This window comes from Acetomicrobium sp. S15 = DSM 107314 (assembly GCF_016125955.1).
Classification (GTDB): Bacteria; Synergistota; Synergistia; order Synergistales; family Thermosynergistaceae; genus Thermosynergistes; species Thermosynergistes pyruvativorans.
The window spans coordinates 51,426-77,248 of record NZ_JADEVE010000215.1 but is presented as its reverse complement, the minus strand read 5'-3'; the positions used below and the strand labels follow the sequence as shown (position 1 = coordinate 77,248).

At 51.8% G+C, this 25,823-nt stretch carries 22 protein-coding genes and 1 rRNA gene; 2 read left to right on the top strand and 21 right to left on the bottom strand.

What is annotated here, in order from left to right:
• From EZM41_RS06205 to EZM41_RS06170, 8 genes are all read right to left on the bottom strand, one after another.
• Nucleotides 1-100 (bottom strand): 16S ribosomal RNA (locus EZM41_RS06205); the annotation flags it as partial.
• Nucleotides 101-262: 162 nt separating this feature from the next.
• Nucleotides 263-526: an HPr family phosphocarrier protein gene (locus EZM41_RS06200; RefSeq protein WP_198470259.1), complete on the bottom strand. Its 264-nt coding sequence runs from the start codon at nucleotides 524-526 to the stop codon at nucleotides 263-265.
• Between the two features lie 62 nt (nucleotides 527-588).
• Nucleotides 589-1,521, bottom strand: a complete 933-nt coding sequence (locus tag EZM41_RS06195) for a hypothetical protein (RefSeq protein WP_198470258.1) — start codon at nucleotides 1,519-1,521, stop codon at nucleotides 589-591.
• Nucleotides 1,522-1,586: 65 nt separating this feature from the next.
• Nucleotides 1,587-2,465: a lysophospholipid acyltransferase family protein gene (locus EZM41_RS06190; RefSeq protein ID WP_198470257.1), complete on the bottom strand. Its 879-nt coding sequence runs from the start codon at nucleotides 2,463-2,465 to the stop codon at nucleotides 1,587-1,589.
• Entirely contained in the window at nucleotides 2,462-3,376 is a 915-nt protein-coding gene (locus EZM41_RS06185) for a glycosyltransferase (protein ID WP_198470256.1), read from the bottom strand. Before EZM41_RS06185 ends, EZM41_RS06190 begins: the two co-directional genes overlap by 4 nt.
• A 42-nt stretch (nucleotides 3,377-3,418) precedes the next feature.
• Nucleotides 3,419-5,116: an FAD-dependent oxidoreductase gene (locus EZM41_RS06180; protein WP_198470255.1), complete on the bottom strand. Its 1,698-nt coding sequence runs from the start codon at nucleotides 5,114-5,116 to the stop codon at nucleotides 3,419-3,421.
• A 61-nt stretch (nucleotides 5,117-5,177) separates the two neighbouring features.
• Entirely contained in the window at nucleotides 5,178-6,461 is a 1,284-nt protein-coding gene (gene tyrS, locus EZM41_RS06175; RefSeq protein WP_198470254.1) for a tyrosine--tRNA ligase, read from the bottom strand.
• Nucleotides 6,451-7,884, bottom strand: a complete 1,434-nt coding sequence (locus EZM41_RS06170) for a hypothetical protein (protein WP_198470253.1) — start codon at nucleotides 7,882-7,884, stop codon at nucleotides 6,451-6,453. Before EZM41_RS06170 ends, tyrS begins: the two co-directional genes overlap by 11 nt.
• Before the next feature lie 95 nt (nucleotides 7,885-7,979).
• Here EZM41_RS06170 and EZM41_RS06165 point away from each other — a divergent pair, with 95 nt between their 5' ends.
• Complete coding sequence (locus EZM41_RS06165; protein WP_198470252.1) at nucleotides 7,980-8,495, top strand: DUF2179 domain-containing protein; 516 nt, start codon at nucleotides 7,980-7,982, stop codon at nucleotides 8,493-8,495.
• A 44-nt stretch (nucleotides 8,496-8,539) separates the two neighbouring features.
• On the opposite strand, the gene EZM41_RS06160 is transcribed toward EZM41_RS06165, so the two are convergent.
• The 13 genes from EZM41_RS06160 to malQ form a co-directional block, all read right to left on the bottom strand.
• Nucleotides 8,540-9,904 (bottom strand): ATP-binding protein, encoded by a 1,365-nt coding sequence (locus tag EZM41_RS06160; RefSeq protein WP_198470251.1) that lies wholly within the window; start codon nucleotides 9,902-9,904, stop codon nucleotides 8,540-8,542.
• A complete protein-coding gene (locus EZM41_RS06155) occupies nucleotides 9,901-10,536 on the bottom strand; it encodes a response regulator transcription factor (protein WP_198470250.1) in 636 nt (211 codons plus the stop codon). Before EZM41_RS06155 ends, EZM41_RS06160 begins: the two co-directional genes overlap by 4 nt.
• 85 nt (nucleotides 10,537-10,621) lie before the next feature.
• Nucleotides 10,622-12,082 (bottom strand): sodium:solute symporter family protein, encoded by a 1,461-nt coding sequence (locus EZM41_RS06150; RefSeq protein WP_198470249.1) that lies wholly within the window; start codon nucleotides 12,080-12,082, stop codon nucleotides 10,622-10,624.
• 3 nt (nucleotides 12,083-12,085) lie between these two features.
• On the bottom strand, nucleotides 12,086-13,315 hold the full coding sequence (locus tag EZM41_RS06145) for a M20 family metallopeptidase (RefSeq protein ID WP_342449250.1): 1,230 nt from the start codon (nucleotides 13,313-13,315) through the stop codon (nucleotides 12,086-12,088).
• Between the two features lie 17 nt (nucleotides 13,316-13,332).
• Entirely contained in the window at nucleotides 13,333-14,610 is a 1,278-nt protein-coding gene (gene kamA, locus EZM41_RS06140) for a lysine 2,3-aminomutase (protein WP_198470248.1), read from the bottom strand.
• A gap of 29 nt (nucleotides 14,611-14,639) precedes the next feature.
• Nucleotides 14,640-15,674 (bottom strand): hypothetical protein, encoded by a 1,035-nt coding sequence (locus EZM41_RS06135; protein WP_198470247.1) that lies wholly within the window; start codon nucleotides 15,672-15,674, stop codon nucleotides 14,640-14,642.
• A complete protein-coding gene (locus tag EZM41_RS06130; protein ID WP_198470246.1) occupies nucleotides 15,661-17,559 on the bottom strand; it encodes an ATP-binding protein in 1,899 nt (632 codons plus the stop codon). The genes EZM41_RS06135 and EZM41_RS06130 overlap by 14 nt, the downstream gene beginning before the upstream one ends.
• Complete coding sequence (locus EZM41_RS06125) at nucleotides 17,556-20,213, bottom strand: AAA family ATPase (RefSeq protein WP_198470245.1); 2,658 nt, start codon at nucleotides 20,211-20,213, stop codon at nucleotides 17,556-17,558. The genes EZM41_RS06130 and EZM41_RS06125 overlap by 4 nt, the downstream gene beginning before the upstream one ends.
• Complete coding sequence (locus EZM41_RS06120) at nucleotides 20,210-21,322, bottom strand: metallophosphoesterase family protein (RefSeq protein ID WP_198470244.1); 1,113 nt, start codon at nucleotides 21,320-21,322, stop codon at nucleotides 20,210-20,212. Before EZM41_RS06120 ends, EZM41_RS06125 begins: the two co-directional genes overlap by 4 nt.
• Before the next feature lie 22 nt (nucleotides 21,323-21,344).
• Nucleotides 21,345-21,908, bottom strand: coding sequence for an HDIG domain-containing metalloprotein (locus EZM41_RS06115; protein WP_198470243.1), 564 nt, complete (start codon nucleotides 21,906-21,908; stop codon nucleotides 21,345-21,347).
• 46 nt (nucleotides 21,909-21,954) lie between these two features.
• The gene (locus EZM41_RS06110; RefSeq protein ID WP_198470242.1) at nucleotides 21,955-22,614 is read right to left on the bottom strand and encodes a hypothetical protein; all 660 of its coding nucleotides are present in this window, start codon (nucleotides 22,612-22,614) and stop codon (nucleotides 21,955-21,957) included.
• Nucleotides 22,615-23,529: a chemotaxis protein CheV gene (locus EZM41_RS06105; RefSeq protein ID WP_198470241.1), complete on the bottom strand. Its 915-nt coding sequence runs from the start codon at nucleotides 23,527-23,529 to the stop codon at nucleotides 22,615-22,617.
• A gap of 63 nt (nucleotides 23,530-23,592) precedes the next feature.
• Entirely contained in the window at nucleotides 23,593-25,110 is a 1,518-nt protein-coding gene (malQ, locus tag EZM41_RS06100; RefSeq protein ID WP_198470240.1) for a 4-alpha-glucanotransferase, read from the bottom strand.
• Between the two features lie 286 nt (nucleotides 25,111-25,396).
• On the opposite strand from malQ, the gene EZM41_RS06095 reads away from it, so the two are divergent.
• Nucleotides 25,397-25,771, top strand: coding sequence for a PadR family transcriptional regulator (locus tag EZM41_RS06095; protein WP_198470239.1), 375 nt, complete (start codon nucleotides 25,397-25,399; stop codon nucleotides 25,769-25,771).
• Nucleotides 25,772-25,823 lie beyond the last annotated feature (52 nt).

Here is a 25,823-nt window from a genome sequence, read left to right as displayed (position 1 = left end):
GAAGCCCGAAGGACTTTTGCTATAGGCGAGACCGCTCGACTTGCATGTGTTAGGCACGCCGCCAGCGTTCGTCCTGAGCCAGGATCAAACTCTCCATGAGAATGGTCCTATACTTGCTTATTTGTTCCTTCCTGCAAACTATGAACTTGTCAATGTGCACTTTTGCCGCCCCTGCAGCAAAAGCTATATTACAGATCTATTACAAGTCTGTCAAGTATTTTTCGCTCACATTCTTGTATACTTCGAATCCCATGTACGCCTCTCATATGGAGGTATCCTCGCATATCGCTGCGAGCTCGGCTATGGCCTTCTCTGCGTTATCGCCATCTGCCCTGATGGTTATCGTGGTACCCGGTTCTACTCCCAAGCTCAATATGGCAAGGATGCTTTTGGCATCGACCTCCTGACCGTCCTTGACGACGGTAATGGAGGAGGAAGAAAAAGAAGAAGCCTTTTGAACGAATAAAGCTGCCGGCCTTGCGTGAAGGCCGTGTGGGTTCTTGACGGTTACGTTCCTCTCTGCCATAGCTTCACCACCATGCTCTACTTTTGATATTTTGACCTAGATAATGGTAGAAAATCCCTCTTCTAAACCGAGGCACAACTGCGAGACGGATCTTTCTCTTTACTATAGAGCGACATCTGTTTTTCCGCATCAACCGCCTCGAGATACCCCCATGAGGCCTGGATTACCTCTGTGAGCGAGAGGAGGTAGTGGTCTCTCAACTCCTCCCAAAGGGGAGTAGGAAGATACAGCCATACGCGATAAACGAGTGGATCTCGTGTCCTTCGGTGGTGTTGCCAGTATTGCAAAAAATATCCGCCGCTTATGCGAATTACAGTGGGATTGGAACCTTCGGCCTCGAGATGCCTGAGGTGTTCTCGCCCAAACCCCAGATTTCCCCAATCGGAAAGCGCCGCTTCGCTGGGTTCGCCCGTAATCGAAAACCAGATCCGCGGCATGCGAGTCCCTTCGTCAAATGCGTCTTTTGCCTTAAGGATCCACAACTTCAACCTTCGCACCATATCCTGCAAATCCCAGGTCAGAGCCCATCTCAAACCCCAATAGGCCAAAAGCAGTGCCCTGTCTCTTTCGACAAGGCTCCATGTCTGGTTCCACGAGGACGGAGGCGTAGGAAGAATAATGGCGTTTCGCTTCAACAGATCACTTAAAAGGACCAATGTAGAGAGGTGATCGCCTGGGGGCGATAATTGTGCCAGGAGGTGGCGCCGTAGCTGTGTAACCCCTTCAGCCCCTATTGTTACGATGCCAAAGGTGTCCAGTCTGAATGTGTGAGATCGCTCGTCGTATAAAACGATCTCGCTCCATTCCCTATCCCCTAACTTCCCCCATATCCATTTCTCGTGGAAACCGAACATCTCAGTCCCCACCAGAGCTCGATTATAAGGCATTAATAAAACCACTAAGGAGGGCATATCTTTCGGCAGTCCGTCTATTTCCATATCGTCCGGAAGACGAGCTACATTGCCCTTCGACATAAGTTCAAAGACAACAGCCACAGGTCTCACCCCCTCCTGTGTTAAGTTTAATTTATAATTCGACCGAAGACAAGATATATCTGCCTCTACAAATCGACGTTAGAAGTCTCTTTCAGTCGCCAACGCCTATGGAACCAAAGCCATTGTTCCGGATGTCTTAATATCATACCCTCAAGGATGGCATTGGCTCGTTCCGTCATGACGTTGATAGCTTGATTGCGCGGCAAATCGCGACGCGGTGTCAGCGGAGCACCAACAATCACTTTATGGCGAAATGGCTTTAAGCGATACGCCACGACTGGCACTATTTGAGCGCCAGTCAATAAACTCAGCGCAGCCGGTCCACCTACAGTGTAGCATAATTTTCCCATAAACGGCAGCTTAGGTTCGTTTTCGCTGCCAGCTTGATCGGCCAAAAAACCGACAAACGCCCCTTCTCGAATCTTATGAACAGCCTGCCGCATGAGAAACTTCCCCTTAGGTATAGCATCAATGCCGAGCCTGGCACGGTATCTATCCAGCAAATCCGCCACTCCACTGTCGTCAGGCTTGCGAACTATGGCGACCAAGGGATACCCTCGGCAAACAAGCCAAGCTGCTAAAAGCTCCCAGTTACCAATGTGACCGGTAAGTATAACTATGCCCTTCCCTTGTCTTTTGTATGCCTCTAAGTATTCCTCGCCATTTACATCAACTACCCAGCGAAGCGCCAGTTCGGGCTCATCTACCAGACAGAGAAACTCCACTATCGACCAAACCAAATGCTTGTATGAGGCATTAATCAGGCTGCGTCTCTGGCCTGAAGTCAGCTGTGGGAAAATCATTTTAAGGTTGTTGTCTGCCACGTCCCTGCGGGGGCCGACTGCCTTCACGAGCGAACTCAAGAGTGCTACCGCCGCGTTGGCCCGCCACGTAGGCTTCAAAACTCCTCTCAATCCTTCTAAAACCAAGGCATTTAAACTCATCGTTTCCCACCTGTGCTGTCCAAGTAAAGCTCAAGCAGTCTATTCGCAGCAACTTCAGGAGAAAAGCGCGCCTCTACGTGACGTCTGGCGTGGCCAGCGACGCTTCCTCCGACGTCAACAGCTCGTTTAATAGCTTCTTGCCACTGCTCGCACGCAGGGCTTTCGTTTCCTCCGGCAATTATATAACCATCGCATCCTAAAATCTCGTCCAGCCAAAAAGATGGAGCTGCTATCGTAGGTACGCCAAGAAGAGACGCTTGCGCAGCAAGCCAGCTCAGCGCGGGTGTAGATGTAGGCAAAAGAAGAAAACCACCGCGTTCTCGCCAAAGGACATAGACGGAATCATCGAGCGGGAGGCGCTGAGATTTGGGCGGAGGACTTGCACGTCCCAAAAAACACAAAGACCCCTCCCAACCGCAAAGCGCATCAAGAAGTTCTTGGGGTAGCTTTGGCCCTTCGGCCACAATAACCAAAGGCATGCTTCCTTCAATCCTGAAAAGGGATCCCGTGGCATTCCACAGAGAGCGGCCGTCAAAGGCGGGCAAAAGTTGCACCTCTCCTGCGTCACCGAAGTTCGGTGCACAGACCGTCGGCATGCCTGTCCATCGCGAGGCAACTTCCAGTTGAGTGTGAATCACCCTCGTCCGCAGGCGCACGAAAGGCCACCACCTCGGCGGATCGCCCCACAAATGCCATAACTTTCCCTCATATAAAAGCCACTTGAGTTTTTCAAAGCCTGTAAGGAAATGCCAATTGGCGAAGGAAATATCCCCCCACTCCTTCGAGGTGCCTTTTAGGCCCAAGGTGCGAAGCGTCACTCCTTTGGCTGATAGGCCCTGAGCCATGGCCAAAAGCACTCTGCGTTCCCACGGCACAATCCAGCCGTTTATGAACCAGACGACCTCGCGCACTTAAGCCTCATCTCCTATCCAACAACATTGGCGCTGACATGTCTATGGCTTATCTATTTCGTAAGGCCATCCTACTATGCCACCCTCGAGCATGGCGACGCGCTTAAATCCTTTTCCCCTTAAGATGTTATAGGCATCCCACCCACGGACGGAGACTTTGCAAAAGGTCACTATTTCTTTATCTGCAGGCAGCTCGTTTGTTCTATCTCTAAGCTGACCCAAGGGGATGTTTACCTGATTTTCATAAGGTAAGCGCCCTTGCTCCTTCACCTCCGCTGGTGTCCTTACATCTAACAACAGGACATCTTCGCCGTCAGAATCCAGTTTACGCTTGAACTCCGAAGGCGAATATGAGACTAACATCCAGTCCATCTTGTTGCGCAAGGCATTGGCAGCATGGGTGAGCGGATCGAGAGCCGTAGAATAAGGAGGTGCATAGCCAAAATCCGCATCTGCCAAGTCGTCAACGGTAAGCTTTCCTGTCACAGCCGCTACAAAGGCATCGAGACGCTTATCCACTTGACCAGGGCCTAAGAATTGGGCGCCCAAAAGCCTTCTGGTGCACCTGTCGGCTACAACCCTTGCCAATATCCAAGCAGAACCAGGCATAAAATGAGGTTTGTCGGGGTCTACTATTATGATACTCACAGGGTCAAAACCCGCGCCCTTTGCGGCATGTTCGCTCAATCCAGTTCGAGCCACAGTAAAATCGAAAAAGCGCATTATAGCTGTGCCGACAACGCCTTTAAACACCGACGGAATTCCAGCTATATTATCTGCTATAACACGACCTTGGCGGTTGGCTGACGAACCCATAGGCTGGTATGTGAGCTCGTTCGTTATAATGTGTCGCGTCTCCACTACATCTCCTCCCGCGTAGATGTAAGGGTTGCTGGTCCGCATGTGCTCATCTACCAATATGCCACCTTTTTGTCCTACTTCTAAACCGGTTTCAGTCGCCAAATGCGCGTTGGGCTTAACACCCACGGCCAAGAGTACCGCTTCGACGGCCATTTCTCTCTTGTCAGTGCGAAGGGCTACTACCTCGCATCCATTCCCTACTATTTCTGTCACCTTCTCGCCGCCGTAAAACATCACGCCTTTGGAGGCCATAAGGCCTTTCAATTTTGCCCCGAATTCTTCGTCCAGCATCGCAGGCAAAGGCCATCCCAAGAGGTCTACGACTGCTGTTTCAATTCCTCTCGTCGCCATGGCCTCCGCGGCCTCCAGTCCGACGAGCCCACCGCCGACAATTGCGGCTCTTTTGACGTGGCCTCTGTCGATAGCAGACCTCAGTTTTATAGCATCGTCAAGCGTCCACAATTTGAAGATACCTTCTAATTGATTGCCAGGGATTGGCGGTATGATGGGAGAGGCGCCTGTGGCTATTACTAAATAATCGTAGGAGAAAAGTTTGCGCTCGCCCGTGCAAAGATCCGTAGCTTCCACATTTTTGAGTTCTTTATTTATCGAGGTAACCATATGAGACGTTAAGATATTGACATTCTTAACAGCCTTGAAATAACTGGCGTCGCGCATTACCCCTATAGACGTATTAATCAAATCCTTGTAGTCGCTTACCGTGCCTCCCACGTAAAACGGAAGTCCGCAGGCTGCGTAGCTTATGTGTTCTCCCTTCTCTAACATCAATATCTCCGTCTCCGGCTCGAGCCTCCTGAGTCTGGATGCGACCTTGCCGCCACATGCCACTCCACCGATGATCACTACCCTTTTGCTCACTCACACTCCACCTCCATGCAAAAATTACGGGTGTATATACCATATTGGGTATATTTTAACGTCAAGTGGATCGTCTCACCATGAAAAAGCGCTTCTTTCCCAAACGGAGCAATAGGAATTTTCCGGAAATAAAGTCCCTCTCGTCCACCTGTGCGGATTCTTCCGTTACCCTCTCGCCATTGATGTAGAGTCCGCCACCTCGGATCAGCCTGCGCGCCTCCCCTTTGCTAAGGACGGCCCCGCTCTCTGCCATCAAATCTATCACAGCTATCGGAAGTGGGCTATTTACCACTCCTGAGGGTATTTCTTGAGACAGCATAATGAGTACATCGTCCGTCAAATCACTGATGTCGTAATCTCCGCCGAAGAGTATTTCGCTTACCCTCTTAGCTGTAACAGAGGCCTGCGCTCCATGGACGGTAGACGTAACCTCCATGGCGAGGAGTTTCTGAGCCTTTCTGTCTTCTGGATGCTCACGATGCGCGCTTATCACTTCCTCTATATCTTCGAGCGGCAAAAACGTATAAATTTTAAGCAGCCTTTCCACATCTCTGTCATCGGTATTTACCCAAAACTGGTAAAAGCGATAGGGAGTCGTGCGCTCAGAAGAAAGCCACACCGCTCCTCCTTCGCTTTTGCCAAATTTTTCACCGGAAGACGAAAGCAAGAGCGGATAAGTTATTCCGTAAGCAGTAACGCCGATCTTCTTGCGTATAAGCTCTATGCCTGCGATGATGTTGCCCTGCTGGTCATTTCCGCCCATCTGAAGCCTGCAGTCATAATTTTTGCAGAGGTGATAAAAATCATAAGCCTGCAAGAGCATATAAGAAAATTCAGTGTAGGAGATCGAGCGCTCAGGGTCTTCTAAACGACTTTTAACGTATTCTCTGGATATCATGTAATTAATCGTGAAGTGCTTGCCGACATCGCGCAGAAATTCCAAGAGCTTGAGTTGGCCCAACCAGTCGTAATTATTGATCATGAGGGCCGAGTTTTTACCGCACTCGAAATCCAAAAAACGCGCAAGTTGTCCTTGAATGGAGGCTATGTTTCGCTCTACGTCTTCCAGAGAAAGGAGAGGGCGCTCGCTCTTTTTCCCTGAAGGATCACCTATTAGACCGGTACCCCCACCGGCAATGGCAATAGGCTTGTGTCCAAGGCGCTGGAGCCAAGCCAAACCCATTATAGGTATGAGGTGCCCCACATGCAGGCTGTCTGCAGTGGGGTCAAAGCCTATATATCCGGTTACCATCTGGCTATCAAAAAGCTCGCCAAGCCCTTGCGGATCGCTACACCATTCTAAGAGACCGCGCTCTTCCAAAACTTTCAAAACGTTAACGGACATCGCTATTTCCTCCGGTTGAAATTTGCCACTCGAGGTGGCCTTCTTCGATGGAATTTAAAACCAAGGAGAGGCGTCCTGCCTTCTCCATCCACTGCCGCAGATCTGCAAATTCTCCTGATTCTATTTCAGTTCCTACAATGTCGCGAAGCTCTTCTGCTTGACTCCATGTCTTGGCGAGTGCCGGGAAGTCAACCTCGAGCCACAAGATGCCCGGCTCCAAAGCCAAGTCTTCTGCCTCTTCCAGCGAACCCACATGGCTCACGCCGAAGATAGCCAATTCATCATTTGCCGCAGCCACCACAGTGAAGGGAAAGGATGTGGCGCCACCCACGGGAAAACCCTCCACAGAAGTGCGATTTGCCCCCATCGGTCCCAATAGCTCCCAGACGGCTTCAACAGCGCGCGCGGCCACTCTGCCTCGGCCAGGCAACTGAACCAGTACCCCTGTCAATGGAACCCTGAAGACCTCAGCCCTGCCACCTATAATTACAAGACATGGTCCCTCAAGAAAAGATTCAAGCTCATCGAGGGAAAAGTCTAAAAGCTCGCCCAATCGCTCTATAGCTCCTCCTTTGATTGGAAGGCGAGAGAGCTTAAGGCCCAACTTCAGAATAACCGGTTCCGGCCGATAGAATCTCCCCTTCCATCGGAATGGGCTCAAGATTTCTCTGTCAGAAGGAGAAAAGAGTCTTAATAAACCTTGAGCATGCCAAGCAAGCCGCAACTCTTCCTCTTTTACCTGCCAGTCGACGCGCAGCTCAAGCGGAGACTTCTCCCCTGAGCCGAGTATAAGAGCAAGATCGCCCGGGTCGCGCAAAAGGACGTGGCTTCCATTGTCCCAGGGCAACTCCAAGCGCTTTCCTGGATCGTTAGCAGCTCGAATCATTAGATCCAAGCCTTCTCTGCTGGACGACAAAAGCAGTAACCCCTTATGTGAACGAAGCCAAAGGGGCTCGTCGCTATTTTCAAATTCCAAAGACCACAAGCCACCTCTCTCGATCGTGTTGAGGTTCGCTTCTGGCAAAAGGGTCTGTATTGTCTTCGGTAAGTCCTTTTTACCCTCGTTATCTTTTAGCTCGAAAGCGGCGTATAGATGAGATTCAGGCTGCGCGATAGACAGCAAAGCTGCCTGATTGGACCCTAAAAACAGACCGCCTATGGCTCGCGCTTCTTGAGGACTTATAAAAGTGCGACCTGCTGGAAAATGGAGCCTCCACGGTATTCTCTGAAACAATTCTACCAACGGAACGGGAATATCTCCCTCTTCCGCTATAAATATAAGTCGGACATTTTCCTCTGTCGTTCGTGGCAAGACCTCAGCAGGATTTATTTCCACGTGGCGTTCTCCCAACAGGAAAAACCCCACCGCTAAGAGTGCAAACGCAGAACAGAATCCAAGCCAAAACATTGCGCCTCGTTTCATTTTCCGATGCCCCTTTCCCTATAAGGCTAAAAAAATACCGCCCGAGTTGTAAAATAACACAAGGTTTCTCATAATGCCAGTAGGAGGCAAGTTCTATGAATCTCCTCGGTCTGCTTTTCATCTTCTGTGCCAGAGTCCTCGATGTATCGTTGAGCACTTTAAGGCTCCTCCTTTTAGTTAAGGGCAAGAGGTTAAAAGCTGCATCTATCGGTTTTTGCGAGGTGAGCGTGTACCTTGTAGCCCTCTCTAAGGTGTTGCAGGGCGGTATAAATAGCCCGTGGCAGGTCATAGCGTACGCCGGAGGTTTTGCCACGGGAAACTTTATAGGGTCTCTGCTCGAGGAACGCCTCGTATCCGGTTATGCGCTAGTGGAGGTGATTGCTGACGGGACACCACAGGCATTGGAAGCAGCAGAGCTCCTGCGGCGTGCTGGCTTTGGCACGACCGTATTACGCGGAGAAGGAAGAGCAGGACCTCGCTATATCCTGAAAATCGTATGCAAGAGACAGGAGGTAGACGCGGTGGCTGATGTGGCGTCGCAATACGGCTTCATATTTATTTCCGACGTCAGAAATGTATGGGGCGGGCACTTCCGCATCAAGCATAAATGAACCTTTTGGTTTCCACAAAAAAGGCACAATCCTTATCTACATTATTAGGAGGCATTGCGCGCCAAAGGTATGCGACAGATAACGCTCGTCCCTTTGTTGGGATGCGACTTGACGTAAAATCTACCTCCGATTAGCGCAATGCGTTCTTTCATGTTGGCCATCCCTCTGTGCCCTTTAACCCTCAGCAATTCTACATCGTCTGTGAGATTGAACCCGCAGCCATCGTCTGAAACCTCCATAACTAATTCGTCATCCTCAATGGAACCCCTTACCAAGACGTGCTTAGCGCGGCCATGACGAGCGGCGTTGTTGATAGCCTCCTGCGCTACGCGAAACAGGGCTAACACCGTCTCCCTCGGGAAATCGCAACCTTCTGTCATTTCTACCGATATCTCGAGGCCAAGAGAACGAGAGAGTCTGTTTGCCAACTCTGCCAGCGCTTCTTTCAAGCCTAAGTCGAGCCATGGTGGCGAAAGTGAATCGCAAAGGGCCCGCAATTCGCGCACCGTTATATCTGCTTCCTTTTCAGCTATAGCTAAGTGAGTTTTCAGCTCAGCCTCTGAAGTAGACCTCACGGCAAGTCTTATCTGCTGCATGAGTGCAGTTACGCCCTGCAACGGACCATCGTGAATCTCTCTGGCAACCCTCTCCTGTTCCTCTTCTTGGACGCGTACCAAGTCCGTCACATAGCGACGAGTGAGTTCCATTCTCTCTATCGCAGATTGAGCAAGCTGGTGAAGCACTTGTCTAAGTCTTTGAAGCTCGTATATAGACCGCGGGTCATCTTCTTTGGGTAAATCCCATCCCCACCGCAGACTTCCTACCTCTGTCTCCAATGCTCTGAGCGGTGCTATTAGCCTACGCCAGAGCAATAAGACAGCCAATATACCTGCCAGGCCAGTTATGGCCACTAACACCGGCCATAGCCTTGAAAAGCGCAACATAGGGCCCAAAAGCTGGGCCCAGGATACGGCAGCTATTACATAGAGTCCCGATTCGCTCATTGGTATGGCAGCTATGGTGAAAGTGTCTCCCTTTCTGCTCTTGAGTTCAACAGCCTCACCCAAAGGTATCGCACTTCTCCATCCCCTCGGAAGGTCCACATCTACACCGGACGACGACAAAAGCACTTGCCCTTCGTCATTAACTATTGCTACCCAGCCGGGTAGCGAAAGTCCCCATCGAAAAGGGCTCATCATGCCCACGTTTGGCATCATAAACAAACGGTTCATGGCGCGCCCAGAAGTCAGGCGATCAGCTACCGATTGCCCCAAGTCGAGGACGTAGGAGTGAGCCACTTCCCTCATGGCTCGCTCATGTGCCATTAAACCGGCACCGGCGATGATCAGGATGGCAAAAGGAGGAAGGACAATGGCAAGCGTCAGGACCACCAGAAGGTGCCTTTTCACTCGAGTAAGTCCTCCAACGTGACGACGCCATATTTTAAGGCCAGAAGGAGTGCCTCGGTTTTGTTCCTCGCTCCCAACTTGTCATATATGGAAGCAAGGTGGGTCTGAACAGTGCGCTCGCTGATGATGAGCTGCGATGCTACCTCTTTGCTCGATAATCCTCTTCCGGCCAAAAGCAGCACTTCTTGCTCTCTCGGCGACAGAGACTCCGGCATAAAATCTACTGCCTTGACGGACGAAGATACCTCCCGATCCAAGTAGACACCGCCGGATGCCACCGTGCGGATTGCCTGAATGAGATCGTCAGGGGTAGCGGTCTTAAGTACGTACCCCTTTGCTCCAGCTCTGAGCGCGGCGAGCACATACTGTTGGGCATCGTAAGTGGTGAGCATCAATACAGCTACCGGCAACTTCCTTTCTCTAACTTTTCTCGCTAGGGAAATGCCGTCTTCCCCGGGCATGCGAATATCCAAAAGGGCCACATCCGGCAGCTCGCGCTCGATCAAATTCCAAGCGGCTATACCGTCTGCAGCTTCTCCGACGAGCTGAATATCGCTTTCATGCTCAAGATATGACCTGAGCCCCTCTCTGGTGAGAGGGTGATCGTCAGCCAAAATGACTCTAATTGCCATGAGTAACACCCCCAGCCTCCACTTTTTTAAAGATTTTATCGAACAATGCAACAAGAGGCCTCGGCAAAAGTCCCTACTTTATTCCTTATTCCCTCGAAAAGAAGAGCTCTAGCTGTTCTTCGGGAACATGGTCGGTTTTAAGAGAGACAACAACCAGCGTCACAAACGATACTATCCAACCAGCGTACGATCCCGAAAGGCCGTAAGGTTGTCCAGCGATCGTCCAAAGGACCGCAGACCCGCCACCAAGCAATATACTCCAGAAAGCTCCAGCTGCAGTAGCCCTCTTCCAAAAGAGTAACGCGAGCATAGGGAAAAAGAGGCCAGCTGCCCCAAAGGTGTAAGCATAAAGAACTAACTCGATAATGCGCGGAACCATATAAGCCAAGCCAATCGCCAAAATACCCAACACTATCGTGGCAATCCTGCTTGCTTTGATCAATTCCCTATCGCTGGCGCTGGGATTTACGAGCTTCCAATATATATCGTTTACGAATATGGCCACGGAGCCCACGAGACAAGAGTCAGCGGTGGAGAGCACAGCCGCTATATAAGCCGCCACGACCAAACCAGTAAGGCCAACAGGTAAGATGGCAGTTATCAGAGCCGGCGTAGCGAATTCAGGATCGGCGAGGTCGGGCAATAGGGCCCTTGCAAACATGCCGATCAACGTCGTCGTGCCTATGGCAAAGAGCGGCCATTCTATAGGAAAGCCCGTCAGGAAAACCCCCAACTTTGCCGTTCTTTCATCCTTAGCTGCTATAACCCGTTGTACCGTGGCGATGGATATGAACCATACCGGAAATATGGACAAAAACCACCCTACTGCCTCTTTCCAACTTACAGCTCCCCAATCCAAAAGCATCGCGCTTTCAGGAGAAGCTGATAATTTTTCCACTAAACCGTTGATCCCTCCCACTCTAAAAAAACCGATGGGTACAGCGATCAGAATAATACCAACGAGGAGGGTTATAACTTGAAGGACATCCGTCGACATGACGGCCTTCAGGCCGCCCATAGCGGTGTACGTCAAAATTACCGCACCCGCTACTACGATGGTAAGCGTAACGGGCAGACCGAGAACGCCGGAAACGAGCTTAGCGCCCGCTATGACTTGGCCGCCTACGAAGGTGAACCAGGAAAGACCCACAAGGATAGCAGCCATTAGGCCGGTTCGACTATCGAAGCGCGCAGCAAACAAATCACCTGTGGTGAGACCCTTGACTCGATCGGCCCATCGCTTTACCTTGGGAACCATCAAAAACGCGGCCAAGACAGCGCTGATGGCTGATACCGCCATGAGCCACGACCCAGAAAAGCCCAACGAAAAACCCAAACCGCCCATCGCTATGCTAAAGCCGCCCCCTATATCCGTAGCCGCGCAGGAGCCAGTCGTCCTGATGATGCCCATGTTTCTGTCGGCTGCCAAGAATGACTCCGTTTCTCCAGTTGTTTTCTTGGATATCATGACATAATAACCTATAGCTATAAGACAAAGAAAATAGATCGCTATTATTACCACATCTATAGCGTGTAACATTCCCATCTTTTAACCCCTCCTCTCTCTTTTTGTCCTCTCTTCTTGTCCGCAGAGAACGCTACATAGGAAATGATACAGGATGTTGGCAGTTTGAAGGGCGCTCTCGACCTCTACGTATTCGTCCGGCGAATGATAATTGCTGCCCGACGGACCAAAGATTAACGTAGGCAATTTAGCGCGGCTAGCCAAGTAGTTGAAATCGCCCAGGCTGTTGAAGTAAGAAATAGAGACGGGCTTGCCCGTCACCGAGAATGCGCTTTCTTTAAACGACACAGCATACGGATCATCAGTCGGCACGATATAGGCCTCGAATCCGTCACAGCCCTCATTGGGGGCTTCTCTAAAGGCCATAAAAGCTTCTGCTTTTATCTCAGCTCTGGCTATCGCTTTCTCTACTTCTCTTTTTATGTCATCTTTCGTCTCTCCCAGGGTGGTATGCCTGAACACAGAAAAAGACGCCACGTCCGGAACCGACAACGGATAGCCGCCACCGTGGAATTCGAGCACACAGATGCTCCCCGGTCCCAGTCTTTCGTGCCCACGGAGTTCGCTTTTTTCTATCTCCAAGACTATCTTTGCCGCTTCGCTGACAGCATTTATGCCCTTTTCAGGAGTGGCGCCGTGGGAGGCTTTCCCCTTCACGGTTACCGTGTATTTCCATCCGCCCCTGGCGCCCAAACAGAGGGTGGGGAAGGCGCTATCGGTGAAGGCGCTGCTCGGTTCAAGCACTATAGCTACATCTATACCGTCAGTTAGCCCATCGCGGATCAGGGCATCTGTGCCCAAACCATACGGACCCTCTTCATCCGATACCAAGGTGTATACAACGGAGCCGCAAAACCTCTTCGTGTTTCTGGCGAATGCCCGAAGGGCTAAAAGTATGGCTGCGCACCCTGCCTTCATGTCCAAAACTCCAACACCGTACATCCTGTCTCCTATCAGTTCAGCCCCCAAGGGATCTTTCGTCCAACCATCGCAGATCTCTACGGTGTCGAGGTGCCCGTTGAGGAGCACAGTAGGGCCATCTTTATCGCCGGAGAGCCTTCCTATGACGTTTGCGCCGCGAAAGTGCGTAATTTTGTCTTCACTGAAATGATGTAATTCGGCTGGAAGGTTATTTTTCTTAAGCCAAGCATAAGCATATTCTACTGCGCCCTCTTCGCGAAAGTAGGGGGAATAAATGTGCACTAAGTCGGAGAGAAGCGTTATCATTTCATCTTGAGAGATAAAGGGCTCCACCGCATGATCCCCCTTTATTACCTGTCCTTCCGCAGCTTAGAGCGATTTCTTCTGGATAGATCTGCCGGCTCTATAGATAGCCTCTGTCCGTCGAAGAGTTGAGCTAATCCCTCTCTCGAAAAGGCCTTCTGACGCTTTTCGTATTCTTCATGGTGATACAGTCTCTCGGTATGGCTCATCGCATTTTCCGGTTCGGAATATGCGACGATGACGCCCTCGTAATTCCTCAATATGACCTTCCTGTCCGAACGAGATATCACATAATTCGGCATGACGGGAATTTTGCCCCCTCCGCCTGGAGCGTCGACGATGAACGTGGGCACGGCCATGCCAGATGTGTGACCGCGGAGATATTCCATGATCTCTATCCCTTTGCCGACCGATGTCCTGAAGTGCTCAATCCCCTCGGAGAGGTCGCACTGGTATATGTAATAGGGCCGCACCCTGAGCCTCAAAAGCTGCTGATTGAGCTCCCTAAAAATATAGGGGGAATCGTTTACTCCTCTCAAAAGCACTGACTGATTTCCCAGGGGAATCCCGGCATCGGCGAGCATTGCACAGGCTCTCTTCGACTCTTCGGTGATCTCTTTGGGATGGTTAAAGTGCGTATTGAACCATAAAGGGTGATATTTTTTTAGCATTGCGCACAGCTTTTCTGTGATCCTTTGAGGGCAGACGACCGGCATGCGAGAGCCTATTCTTATAATCTCCACATGAGGGATATCTCTCAGCTCGGAGAGGATCCATTCAAGAAGTTCGTCATCCAGTGTCAACGGGTCACCGCCTGAGACCAACACATCTCTCACTGACGGCGTCTGGCTGACATATTCTATGCAGCGTTCTATCTTGTCCTTAGGGAATGCCTTATCGGTTTCGCCGGCGTGGCGGCGGCGCGTGCAGTGGCGGCAATACATCGAACATTGATCCGTGACCAACAACAGGACCCTGTCCGGATAGCGATGTGTAAGGCCAGGTGTGGGCGAGTCGACATCCTCATGCAGAGGATCGTGCAGATCGGCAGCTGAAATGTGGGTCTCCAGCAGCGTAGGAATGGCCTGCAAGCGTATTGGACATGTCGAGTCGGAAGTGTCCATGAGAGAGGCATAATATGGAGTTATGGCCATTCTAAGGCGGGCGAGGCTCTGTTCTATAGTGGAAGCCTCTTCATCGCTCAAAGGGACTATCTGACGCAGTTCTTTTACTGTAGTTATTCTGTTGGCGAGCTGCCACCTCCAATCGTTCCAATCTTCCTCCTTTGCATCTTTCCACAGGGTTATATCCCTATAATCTCGCATATTGCATCCTCCTAACTTTGAAATAGTCCTCATCGATAGGATCGGTAAGGAATCTGCCACAATTCCTGGCCTTGAGGTAAGTGCTGAAGCAAACTGCACAGACTTTTGGCCGCCTCGTCCGCAGCTACGAGCAAGAGTGGCTCTTGCAATCTTGGGGATGGCATGGCTCCGTGAAGCAAGGCCACCGCCTCCTTGGCACTGTAGCAATACTCTACGGCCAGCGCCACAGACGCCGGTTCATGCAAGCGCACGTAAGCATTTTCAACCTTGTTTTGCAGAGCCGATGCAACTCGCTCTAACCTCCTTTTGAGCGTCTCATCTAAGGGCCCCTCAAAGCGAAACCGCCCCTTTTCCTCTGTTTCTACGCCCAAAGCGGCGTATAAGCGCGCCTCTGATGTCCACGTGCCTGGCGGCAGCAACATCGAAAGCAAGGCTCTGTCGCTCATCGGCAGATCGAGCCCTATGCGCGGAGCTATGCGGTAACCGCTTGTTAGCTTAGGCAGCGCCACCGCCGGTAATTCCTCAAACGCTACGAGCTCTAAGGCTTCAGCCCACGACTCGACTAAGCTCTCTATGATTTGCCAAAGCGACTGGTCTACTCTGGAACTCATGCGAAGGGCTTGATTGACCATCACGAGGCCACTCCCGAAGGAGCCATCTAAAAAAACGGAGCAACCTTTCGTCTTCACGAGCTCGACGGCCGCCAAAAGCTCGAGCATAATCATCCGCGCGCGCAAGAGAAATTCCGACTCCGGCGTATGGGGGATGAGATGAACTTCGCCAGCGGCCAATGGAGCACCTTTCTCAGACGCGGCTGCCACTGCAACTATAGCCACTGCATCGCCGAGCCTCCTGGTCGCGGCATATGCCCCGTCTACGGCCCAAAGTTCGTCGTTCGACGGCGGCGGAAGGGGAAGAAAGCAACCCATATCCTTCAGCCTCTGCGATGTCTCTCTCAAACGAGCACCGAGTGAGCCGGCCAACGCCCTTGAACGATCGTTCAACTCTCTTTGAGAAGCCAAAACGGCTTGGACAGCCTCTTGGTATCCCTTAAGCAGATTCACCCGACCTACCCCCAAGGCCATTTGCGAAGAGGAAGGAGTGCGGATCTGCAAAGGCGGACAAGAAAAGGGGCTGACCCGAGAAGGCCAAAGGCGAAATGGGGCCCAAAAGCATAAAGTTGTATTCTCTGGATGAAGGTTCAAGCGCAGCGTGCGGATCTGGAAAACGCTGGTAGATGGATATGGCGCGCTGATCACCCCCAGATAACTCCCTCAGAGCTTGAAGCTCGCTGCCGCTGTTCAGGCCGTAGCCGACCAAGAGCACTCTGAGTTGAGAAACGACCTCTGGATGAAGGCTCGCGAGCGTTTGGCTCACCAAAAGCCACCCTATACCGTATTTGCGCGTCTCGCGGCTTGCCTCCACCAAAAGATCGCGTATCGCTTCCTTCTGCCCGTCGAGCGTCCCTCTCGGTATGAAACGATGGGCCTCGTCGAGAACTACCATCGTATTCAGCCGCTCTCTTTTCAAGTAGGCAATCTCTCCGCGCTCTCTGAGCGACGACAACAGGCGCAATATGAGCATGCCTTGGATCTCTTCGTTCCACAATATATTGCGGCTTCCGGCGGCGATGGATGTACCGGCCTCAAGCCCTTCCCTCGACAGGTTTACAACCACCACTTTGCCACTGGTTACCGCCTCTTCGACCAAGGTCGAGACGCTCACGGTGCCAGGTCTCTTGTCATCGAAGAGAGAGGCCATAGAGCTCCACGCCCTCCACAGGTCTTCCTTTATAGATGGCACTTCCCAGTACCCCACAGCCTGCTGCAACTTAGCGGTAGCCGAGTCGGACACGTAGATGCGCTTCACAAAATTCTCATCGCACACGGCCTTGCCGACCTCGTCGAAGGCCTCTCGGCTCGCTAACCTGTTTAAAGTAAAACCTGCCTTTTGTAATGAAATGCTCAGCAACTCGGCAGCTAACGCGCGTTTCTCCCCGCGCGGATATCCGAGCCATTGAAAGAGGACAGCCTGGCCGATCACGTCTTTGAAGAGATCCCAACTGTCCAAGACCAGGTTCCGCAGGGGAACCAAGACCAATCTCTTTCCGAAGCCTTTCTCTACCACTTCACCCCATTTCAGACGAAAGCCCTCATCGCTGGAAGGCAAATTCCAGGCATCGCGAGAGAACTCCCCCTGAGGATCCAAGATGAAGACGGATGTCTCAGGATGGCGGGCAAAGCCGAGCAGGAGCAACTTGGCCAGGACCGACTTGCCCGAGCCGGTCTTCCCGAATATACCCATGTGATACGTATCTCCAGCCCCGCCCTCACCTGAGCGAAAGTGGCGCACCCACGTGGGAAGGAGTATTCGCCTTCCCTTAGCGCCGCTGTAGGCTGTGCCGAGGAAGAAGAGGTCATCGGTCTGCTCAGCGAAGAGCCGTTCTATGAAGGTATTATCGACCAAACAGACTGGAGTTCCCGAAGGAGGAACTGTGCCCATCATCGACGGAAGCACCACTCTGCCGTGTTCCTTAGGAGACCTGGCAAACGTGGCCGTGACTTGGATTTCTGCCCTGTAGAGATCCTCAGAGGCTGAGGCAGGTACTTTGCCGAGGCGCGACACGACCGAGCGCGCCGTGGTTCCCTCGAGCAGGTCGTTTCGCATCTCCACCGACATAATCTGACCCACGGTCAGCGTATCGACGCCATCTTGCACAAAGGGGATCGCAATCCATTCTCCGACGAGAGATTCTTTTGTCTTATCCATCAAGATGTCTGCACTCATCCGTTCCGTCGAGTTAGGAGAGCCCACCACCCCTATCTGAGCCGATGCCATATCGTCCCACCAAGCAGGGAACCTATCTTCTGTTCTCTCTTCCACTCCCGGCATGGGCGAAGGTCCTTCAAGGCGGGCCCACGCAGCTGGATCAAAGGCATTTTCATTCATCTTAGTGACACCCTCCCGTCGTCGACCTCCCAGCGGCGCGGAAAAGCCGCAGCTACATCGGGCTCATGGGTTATCACTCCCACAAAGGCCCTCTGCCCCATCGCATTTAAAACGTCCACCATCTGCTCAAGGTGTGCGTCGTCAAGCATGGCTAATCCTTCGTCTATAAAGAGGACGCCCTGAAAACCAAGCCTCATCGCAAGACAACGCAACATGAGCAATGCCACTAATGAGCGCTCGCCGCCAGAAAGGCCCGATGCGGGGCGTTCTTCACCACCCTGAATCACCCCAATGACACCATCTCTCGAAAACAAACGCCACGGCTTGTCCGATAGCTGCTCGTTAACCCAAACCAATATCTCCGCCGTAATTCGATTGCTCACATACTGAATGAAACCCCTGCCCTGGGTGAGCTTGACCAGCTTGGTCGCCGCCCTTAGCGGCAACTCAAGGGCACGGTGTTCATCTCTCGCCGCTTTAAGGCTCTTTTCAAGGTATCTTCGATGTTCTAACGCCGAGCGCTCGGTTGAAAGCTGACCTACAACAGATTCGAAGGCCTTGTCTTCGTCAGCTATTGCCGCTTCTAAAACCTCACGAGATGGGGGCTCGCTCGGCAAACCACTTAAAAATTGCTTTAATTCTTCCTTCGCAGCCTCGAGAGCGCGAAGAGCCCCTTCATATTCTGCTCTAACTTTTAAGACTTCGCTCGCTTCGACCGGCGGAAAAGATTCGACGACGGCGCTCCTTAGCTCTTCCACCGTCCACTTGTTGAGGCTCTGCAATTTCCTCCACTCCGAAGAGGAGCGCCGTAGGTCGTCGAGCTCCTGTGCCATTCTCCCCTTTAGGGCGCTGATCTCCAGGCGCTCTCGCTCCGCCTCTCTCTCAAGCGGGCGTATCCCTTCGTTGACCCTCTCTCCGCGATCTCTTATCTCATCGATCTGCACCAAGAGCTTCTCTCTCGCGCGTGCCGCCTCGATGATCAAATCAATTTTTTCCTCATCCGCCAGATCTTCAGGAAACGCCTTCAGGTTCCTTTCGATCCTATCGCTTTCCTCAACACACAGGGCAAGCTGCCCTGTCATTTTTTGTTCTATTGAGCGCAACTCACCTATTCGTTTCTCTAAGACTTCAGCTTGCTCTTCTACTTGCTCTTCGCTGTCGGGCGCAGGAAGCGACATGAGCTCCTGACGCACTCTCTGTCCTCGAAATAGCGAGTCGTAGCAGCGCTGCTTGAGCGAAGCCCACTTGGACAATGCACGCTGCAATCCAGAGGCTTCGAGCGTGCGCGCCAATTCGGCGACGTTCAGCCTCTTTTTTATCTCTTCGACGTACAGAACGCCGTCAGGTGCGAGAAACGAAAGCCATGCCAGGAGGGAACAGCGCACACTCGAAACGGCCTCGGCTAGCTCTCTGCCGTATTTACGATGCTCTTCCAGTATCTGGTTGAACGTCCTCTCAAGCTCCTGGCGTCTGGCCGACAAGAGTTTAAGCTCGGCTTTTTCTCGCTCGCAAATTAGCCCGTCGATTTTCTGAGATAGCCCTGCAGTGCGAGCGCTCATCTCCTTTGCCCTATCCAAGAGCCTGCGAGCTTCCATTGCGAGATCGACACGCGACGCCAAGGGTTCTATCACTTTCCTTGCAGCCTGAGCCTCTGTGTAAGCCTTGCGCAATTCGTCGCGTTGTTCTTCAAGGCGAAAAAGCCTGTTTTCGATTTCTTTAAGTTTAATCTCGCGACAGCGAAGTTCAGACTTGGAGGATCCGAATTTTGAAGCTGCCTCTCTGAGCTGAGAGAGAGCAGAAGAAGCCTGAGCCATACGAAGCCGCCTCTGCAGCTTAGCCTGCCGCATTTCGGCCTCTTTGAGGCTTAACTGCGCGCTCCTTTCGCGAAGTACGAGGTCATCGAGCTTCCTTCTGGCCTCTAAGGCGACCCTCAAGCCCTGGAGGCGCTCTTTTCGCTCGCCTATTTTCTTCTCCAAATTCAGGAGCCTCGAAAGTAATTTTTCTTCTTCGGGCAAAGCTTCAAGTTCGTGCCGAAGCGCCTCTATTTTCCCTTTGATCGAGGCTTCGCTCGCGGAGGCGATGCGCCCTAATTCTTTTGCCCCCTCTTGAAGCGCTTCTTCAGCTTCCAGGCCGAGGACAGCAGAAAGCACCTGCCATCGCTCTGTAGGGGTTGAGTCCACAATACGCGTTACGAGCCCTTGAGGTATGAAGGCCGTGGATAAAAAAGCCTCCTTAAGTCTCTTGACGTCGTTTTCCGAGAGCGTCCTATCCCATGGATTCAGCACTTTGGCTATCTGAAGATTCACCTCTCGGACAGTTGACGCAATCGGTAGCCACTCTTCGCCCTCTTGGCGCTCGAGAAATGCCTCCTGGCGGCGCTCTTTGCCGAAAGCTCGGCGAACCCTGTAACAGAGGCCCTTAGCTTCGAAGAGACACGCTACCTCGCCACGGCTTGAACCGACTCTCACGAGTTCGCCGTGTTTTACCGGCCTCACAGGGGTTGACTCGCCGAATAGCGCCAATAACAAGGCATCGAGGATGGAACTCTTGCCAGCGCCATTGGGGCCAACTATAGCTACGGCCCCTGGTTCAAAGGATAAAGAAGCAGATTTAAGACCCAATATGTCGCGCACATGGAGATCGATCAGCCTCATTGCCGCATCCTCCCGATGCTGCTCAATCTCTCCCAGATCGTCGAGGGGTCATCGCCATGTAAAAGAGAAATGCCGGCCTCGCAAAGCATATCCCTCAATACGTCGTCTTGCTCCATTTCACCTACGTAGCGCTTCCACAGCTCGTTTACGTTCAATTCATACAGAGAGTCGTCTTCTCCTTCCCTCTGAGGTCGGATGGCAAAGACGGTGACGATTTGCCCTCCCCGCTCCAAAGCCCTGAAGCGCTCGAAGAGTTGTGCATCGTTGAGGCTCGCCCCTTGAAGAGCGACGCGCACGAAGGCATCGGAGGAAAGACGGTTCAAGTCCGATTCAAGCTTGATCATAGCTTCATTTTCATCGGCATACTTGAGCGTCTTCAGCGGTCTCCCTTCCAGCCTTAGAGCCCGCAGAGACCCTTCCTCGATCAAAAAACAGCCCAACGGTTTGCCTTCCTCTGCAAAGTCCAAACGAAAGAGCGGACCGCAATAGAATGCCTTAAACGTCTTGGCTTTTAAAGGTATATCACCATGCCTGTGGATATGACCGCAAACAGCTGTCTCTACGCCAAGCCCCATAAGGCCGTCGATGGGAAGCGTAACCTCAAAGTCAGCCGGCGCGCTCCCCTCTATGGCAAGATGCGCCATGGCTATGGGGATTCCCTGTGGTGAAGATTGTGCCCACGCGTCTTCCAACAACTTTATAATGCCTTCGGGTGGCAGTTGATGCAATCTGAGATATGGCATGAGCAATAGCCTGTAAGGACCGAGATTGATGCTCGTGGGTTGGTTTACGATTTTGAGGCGGCTTTCCCCTTCGAGGATCTCCCATACTTTTATGCCGCTCCAGTCGTGGTTGCCCTTTAGTAGCAAAACCATTGGGTGCTGCGGCTGGTCCAAAAGGCGCCTCAAGGACGAAGCGACCAACGTCACCGCATCTTCACCAGGATAACGAAAATGATCGAAGACATCGCCAAGCACTACAATGCACTCTACACAAAAAGCTTCAGCTAAGCAACAAACTTGCCTTAGGCCTTCGCGCGCTTCATCGAGCCTGTCTATGCCCCACGTGCGAGCCCCCACATGCCAGTCCCCGGTGACCAGCATCCGCATGACGAGCTACTTCCTCTCCCCCTTAACCCAAACCGAGTTCCTTCTCTATAGGTCTTAGGGCATTTATCACTTCCTGGATCAACGTATCGAGGGGCTCGCCCAATAATTCCGCACCCTTTTCGATCACAGCGCGATCCACACCTCGGGCGAAGGCCTTGTCTTTCCACTTCTTTTTGACGGATTTGACCTCGAGGTCGTTCAGTGACTTGCTGGGACGCACCAAGGCGACGGCGATGACAAAACCGGTGAGCTCGTCCAGCGCGTAAATGGTCTTTTCCATGAGCGATCGAGGCTCCACGCCGTTTATATCCCAACCGTGAGCCTGAACAGCCCTTATCACCTCAGGTGGGTAGCCTTCTTCTTCGAGCCAGACGACTGCCTTTCGAGTATGTTCTTCTATAGTCGGGAACTCCTCGTAATCTAAATCGTGAAGCAGTCCTACTATCCCCCAAAGCTCCTCGTCTTCGCCGGCGCGGCGAGCGAAATGTCTCATGGCCGCCTCAACAGCGAGAGCGTGTTTCAAATGGGCATCTTCTTTATTGTGAGACACAAGCAATTGCCATGCCTTTTCTCTGCTGAGATCCACAACAGCACCTCCTACAAAGATTTAACCTGAAATCTTAGTCCGAAACTCAAAGGAGCAATAAAGGCGGGAATGAAAGTTCCGGCGAAGGTCCCACGACGCGCCGCGTTTCTTCAAATTCAAAATCGAAGAGGATTTGAGAGATGAACATTTGCGTCACATTTTCCGTCTCATATGGTATGGAAAAACGTCTGTAGCCAAATTTTTCAGCATAATAAGTCAAAACTCCTCGATCTCCGTTCCTCGCCTCGAGGAGCGCATCTTTCAAGACCTCAAAAAAACTCTCTTCGTCAAAGAACGGATCGCTGCTAACCACGGCAATCGTCTTGCACTCGTCTACGAGCATCTCTCTATCCCAGATGCTGCAGAGCAAAAGGCCGACTTCTACGTCATCTACACCCTGCATTATGCGCTGAAGGGCCTTTTCCATCTCTTGAGAGAAAGAAAATATCATGAGAAAACCGAAGATTATGCTTCTGCTCTTGGCGGGGTCTACGAGTCTATCCCTGAAGAAAAGCCCGCCATCGCCTGACGATGGGCTGTGGATACATAACAGCTCACTGTTGAGTTCCAATGCGGAGCTGGCAATTGACTGAAGATCTTTGCCATACAAGCTCAGAGCCGAAACCGGGCTATAGTCCAAACCATAGGGCAGCCACGAAGCTACTTCGAGCTCGAGCGCCCTATCCCAGTAAGGAAGCACTCCCATCTATCGTCCACTCCTCTTTTCGTTCAATAATTTACATACCAGCTCAACGAGGCTATTGATCTCCGGCTTTGTAATCTGTCCATCGGCGCCGGCGCTTACAGCTTTGCGCTTTATGTCGTCTGCCATGATCGAGGAGAACACTACTACAGGTATGTCTTTGAGACGCTGATGCTCCTTTATGCGCTTGGTGAGCGTGAGACCGTCCATTTTGGGCATCTCTATATCGGTAATGACCAAATCGAAGCGATCTTCCTCATCGGCCAGGCGGTCCCACGCGGCCTTTCCATGGCTCACCATTTCCACATTGTGGAAACCTCCCTCAGCCAACGCCTCTTGAATGAGGCGGCGGATCAAAGGAGAGTCTTCGGCCACCAAGATCTTATAACGGTCAGGATCCACTACGCTTTGACCTGATTCTTTGAGGCGCACCGTATCGGGTGTAAGCTCCTTGGCTAACGAAGGATTCACCATCTGGACGATCCGTTCATAGTCCAAAAGCAGAATGTTGCGCCCCTCCCTCTTTATAACGTAAAGGGCATCCTCTCCCAAAAAGCCGCCCGTGAGCGAGGCGTCGAGCTCTTCGGAGTTTATGCGGTAAATGCGCTCTACCCCATCCACCACAAAGCCCAGTTTCATTTGATTGAATTCCGCCACTATGACCTTGCTCTGTTCGAGGGGAACATTGGGCTTTATCCCGAGATACGTCCGCAGATCCACAAGAGGTATGACCTCGCCTCGCACCGTAGTTATGCCAAGCATTGCAGGGTGGGACTGGGGCACAGGACGCACGCCGGTCCATCGCAGGATTTCTCTGGTCTTGTCCACGTTGATGGCATATGGCTGATCTCCTAACAAGAATACCACGACTTGCCACTCATTAGTCCCGACTTCTGTGAGAATACGCTCCTCGTCCATGGGAACACCCCTTTCTTCGCCTCAAGACAAATATAGTCCAATCTGCCCATCGCCACAAGCAGGTTACCCTGTTCGCCCAAAGAGCTGGGACAATTCTCTTAAAATGTAAAAAACCTTAGATTGCAAATATTCCTCCCTCAATCGCCATCTCCAGTTCCCTTTTGACCTGCCTGGGAAATTCATCCTTGCCTCAGATCCAAGCCCAAGCAAGTCTTGAGGGGAAAGAATCGCCCACTTGGCTACAGAGGATAAAGCCATTCTAACAAAATCCCAATGCACGCGCTCCGCAACGATCTGATGACCTATATAAGATTCCAATTGGCGTATTGCCTCGCCGGTGGCTTCCTCCTCAAACCATCCGCGCACCGTATTGTTATCGTGCGTTCCGGCGTAAAGCAATAGCCCTTCTTTATGGTTGTGCGGCGCAAAAGGATTATGAGCCACATCTCCGCCGAAGGCAAACAACAATACCGCCATGCCAGGAAACCCATAATGCCTCATGGCCGCCTTAACGTCATCCGTGATCAGGCCGAGATCTTCAGCGATCACTACGGCGTTGGGGAAATGCCTTCTCACAGTGTCAAAAAAGTCATAGGGACAAGCCTTCATCCACTTCCCATTTACCGCCGTCTCCTCTTCGGCTGGCACTGCCCAATAAGCTACAAAACCGCGAAAGTGATCAATTCTCAAGGCATCGAAAAGCTTGAGGTTGCGCTCGAAGCGCGAAAGCCACCACTTAAATCCACGCTCCTTCATAAGATTCCATTTATAGAGTGGGTTTCCCCATCGCTGGCCAGTCTTGCTGAAGTAATCCGGCGGTACACCAGCAACCGAGCGCGGGCAACCTCTGTCGTCGAGGTCGAAAAGCTCTTGATGAGACCACACGTCAGCGCTATCATGGCTGACGTAAATGGGCATATCGCCTATCACCGTTATGTCGTGGTCCTGACACCGCTTGCGCAGCGCCTGCCATTGACGGTCGAATAAATACTGTGCCACCTTGACCTGCCGTATGGCTTCCGCTTCTTTCTCAAGCAGGTCTTCCAAGGCCCTTTTGTCTCTATATTTAAACGCATCGGGCCACTCAACCCAGCTCCTGCTGTTGAACTTTCTCTTCAAAACCACAAAAAGGGCATACTCATCGAGCCACTGAGACTCGGACTGACAAAAACTCTCGAAGTCGTGATCGCAGCTAAAGCGTTGGCACACTTTTTCCAAGAGCGGTCCCTTTAAATATGCTGCTTTGTCGTAATCCACCACATCGGAGCCGTATCCTATGGGCTTCAGTTCTTCGCCCTTCAATAGTCCGTCTTCTGCTAAAAGTTCTGGACTTATAAAGAATGCATTCCCTGCAAAGGCCGATATGCTGCTGTACGGAGAATGATCACTACCGCCATCGGTGGGGTTTAAAGGTAATACCTGCCACAGGCTCTGTCCTGTTTCAGCTAATAGGTCTACGAAGCGATGAGCCTCAGGCCCAAAATCCCCAACCCCGAAGACTGAGGGAATCGATGATATGTGCAGGAGCAAACCGCTGCGTCGTCTGTCAAGTCCAACGCAATCGTTCGGAGTTTTATCCATATTGCTTGAGCCCCCTCGAGAATTCTTGCATAGTAAGATTATAACCTTATTTGCACCGGCCATCCACGTCGCGAGAATACGGTCATGCGAAACGCTTAACCGCAAACCAGCCCACTATCTCGTGGTGCATTATATACACCAGTAATTGACCTTTGCGTGCACTGGACAATACAAACCCAATGGTTCACATCAAGAACAAAACGCTAAGTTTTATTGACATTATGTTGTAATTACCTATAATCACTACTGACAATTTTACTATACCCTTAAAAAAGAGAGGTATGTCATGTGCGGAGGAAGACATGGTTGTTCTTGTCGTGACGCCCCAGATCCTCGTCTGGAGGGGTTTCTGGCTCCATGCCTTTTGCTTCTGCTCAAAAAGGAGCCGGTCCACGGTTACGAGCTCGTGGAGAGGATTAAAACGGTCAAATTGCTCAAAGCCCTTCCTGACCCTGGGGTCGTCTACAGATATCTGCGTCGCCTTGAGGATATGGGGATGCTCGAATCCCACCTGGAACCGGGGAGCGGTGGGCCGGCTCGCAGGGTTTACTCGATAACACCGGAAGGCGAAGATTACCTAAAAGCCTGGGTGGCAAGCCTGCGCGACATGCGCGATGCTTTGGATAGCTTCATCATGATGGCAGAAAAAGACCTCAGCTAAAGCCAAAGCAAGATCCGGGCTCAACGCCCAGGAGAGGAGGGAATAACCACGC

Bases quoted from the DNA above. Each gene is read 5' to 3' on its own strand.
- malQ (WP_198470240.1), bottom strand. From the start codon at position 25,110: ATGGATAAAACTCCGAACGATTGCGTTGGACTTGACAGACGACGCAGC.
- EZM41_RS06190 (WP_198470257.1), bottom strand. From the start codon at position 2,465: ATGAGTTTAAATGCCTTGGTTTTAGAAGGATTGAGAGGAGTTTTGAAG.
- EZM41_RS06170 (WP_198470253.1), bottom strand. From the start codon at position 7,884: ATGAAACGAGGCGCAATGTTTTGGCTTGGATTCTGTTCTGCGTTTGCA.
- EZM41_RS06125 (WP_198470245.1), bottom strand. From the start codon at position 20,213: ATGAGGCTGATCGATCTCCATGTGCGCGACATATTGGGTCTTAAATCT.
- EZM41_RS06110 (WP_198470242.1), bottom strand. From the start codon at position 22,614: ATGGGAGTGCTTCCTTACTGGGATAGGGCGCTCGAGCTCGAAGTAGCT.
- EZM41_RS06105 (WP_198470241.1), bottom strand. From the start codon at position 23,529: ATGGACGAGGAGCGTATTCTCACAGAAGTCGGGACTAATGAGTGGCAA.
- EZM41_RS06095 (WP_198470239.1), top strand. From the start codon at position 25,397: ATGTGCGGAGGAAGACATGGTTGTTCTTGTCGTGACGCCCCAGATCCT.
- kamA (WP_198470248.1), bottom strand. From the start codon at position 14,610: ATGCGAGATTATAGGGATATAACCCTGTGGAAAGATGCAAAGGAGGAA.
- tyrS (WP_198470254.1), bottom strand. From the start codon at position 6,461: ATGTCCGTTAACGTTTTGAAAGTTTTGGAAGAGCGCGGTCTCTTAGAA.
- EZM41_RS06150 (WP_198470249.1), bottom strand. From the start codon at position 12,082: ATGGGAATGTTACACGCTATAGATGTGGTAATAATAGCGATCTATTTT.
- EZM41_RS06155 (WP_198470250.1), bottom strand. From the start codon at position 10,536: ATGGCAATTAGAGTCATTTTGGCTGACGATCACCCTCTCACCAGAGAG.
- EZM41_RS06120 (WP_198470244.1), bottom strand. From the start codon at position 21,322: ATGCGGATGCTGGTCACCGGGGACTGGCATGTGGGGGCTCGCACGTGG.
- EZM41_RS06200 (WP_198470259.1), bottom strand. From the start codon at position 526: ATGGCAGAGAGGAACGTAACCGTCAAGAACCCACACGGCCTTCACGCA.
- EZM41_RS06165 (WP_198470252.1), top strand. From the start codon at position 7,980: ATGAATCTCCTCGGTCTGCTTTTCATCTTCTGTGCCAGAGTCCTCGAT.
- EZM41_RS06130 (WP_198470246.1), bottom strand. From the start codon at position 17,559: ATGAATGAAAATGCCTTTGATCCAGCTGCGTGGGCCCGCCTTGAAGGA.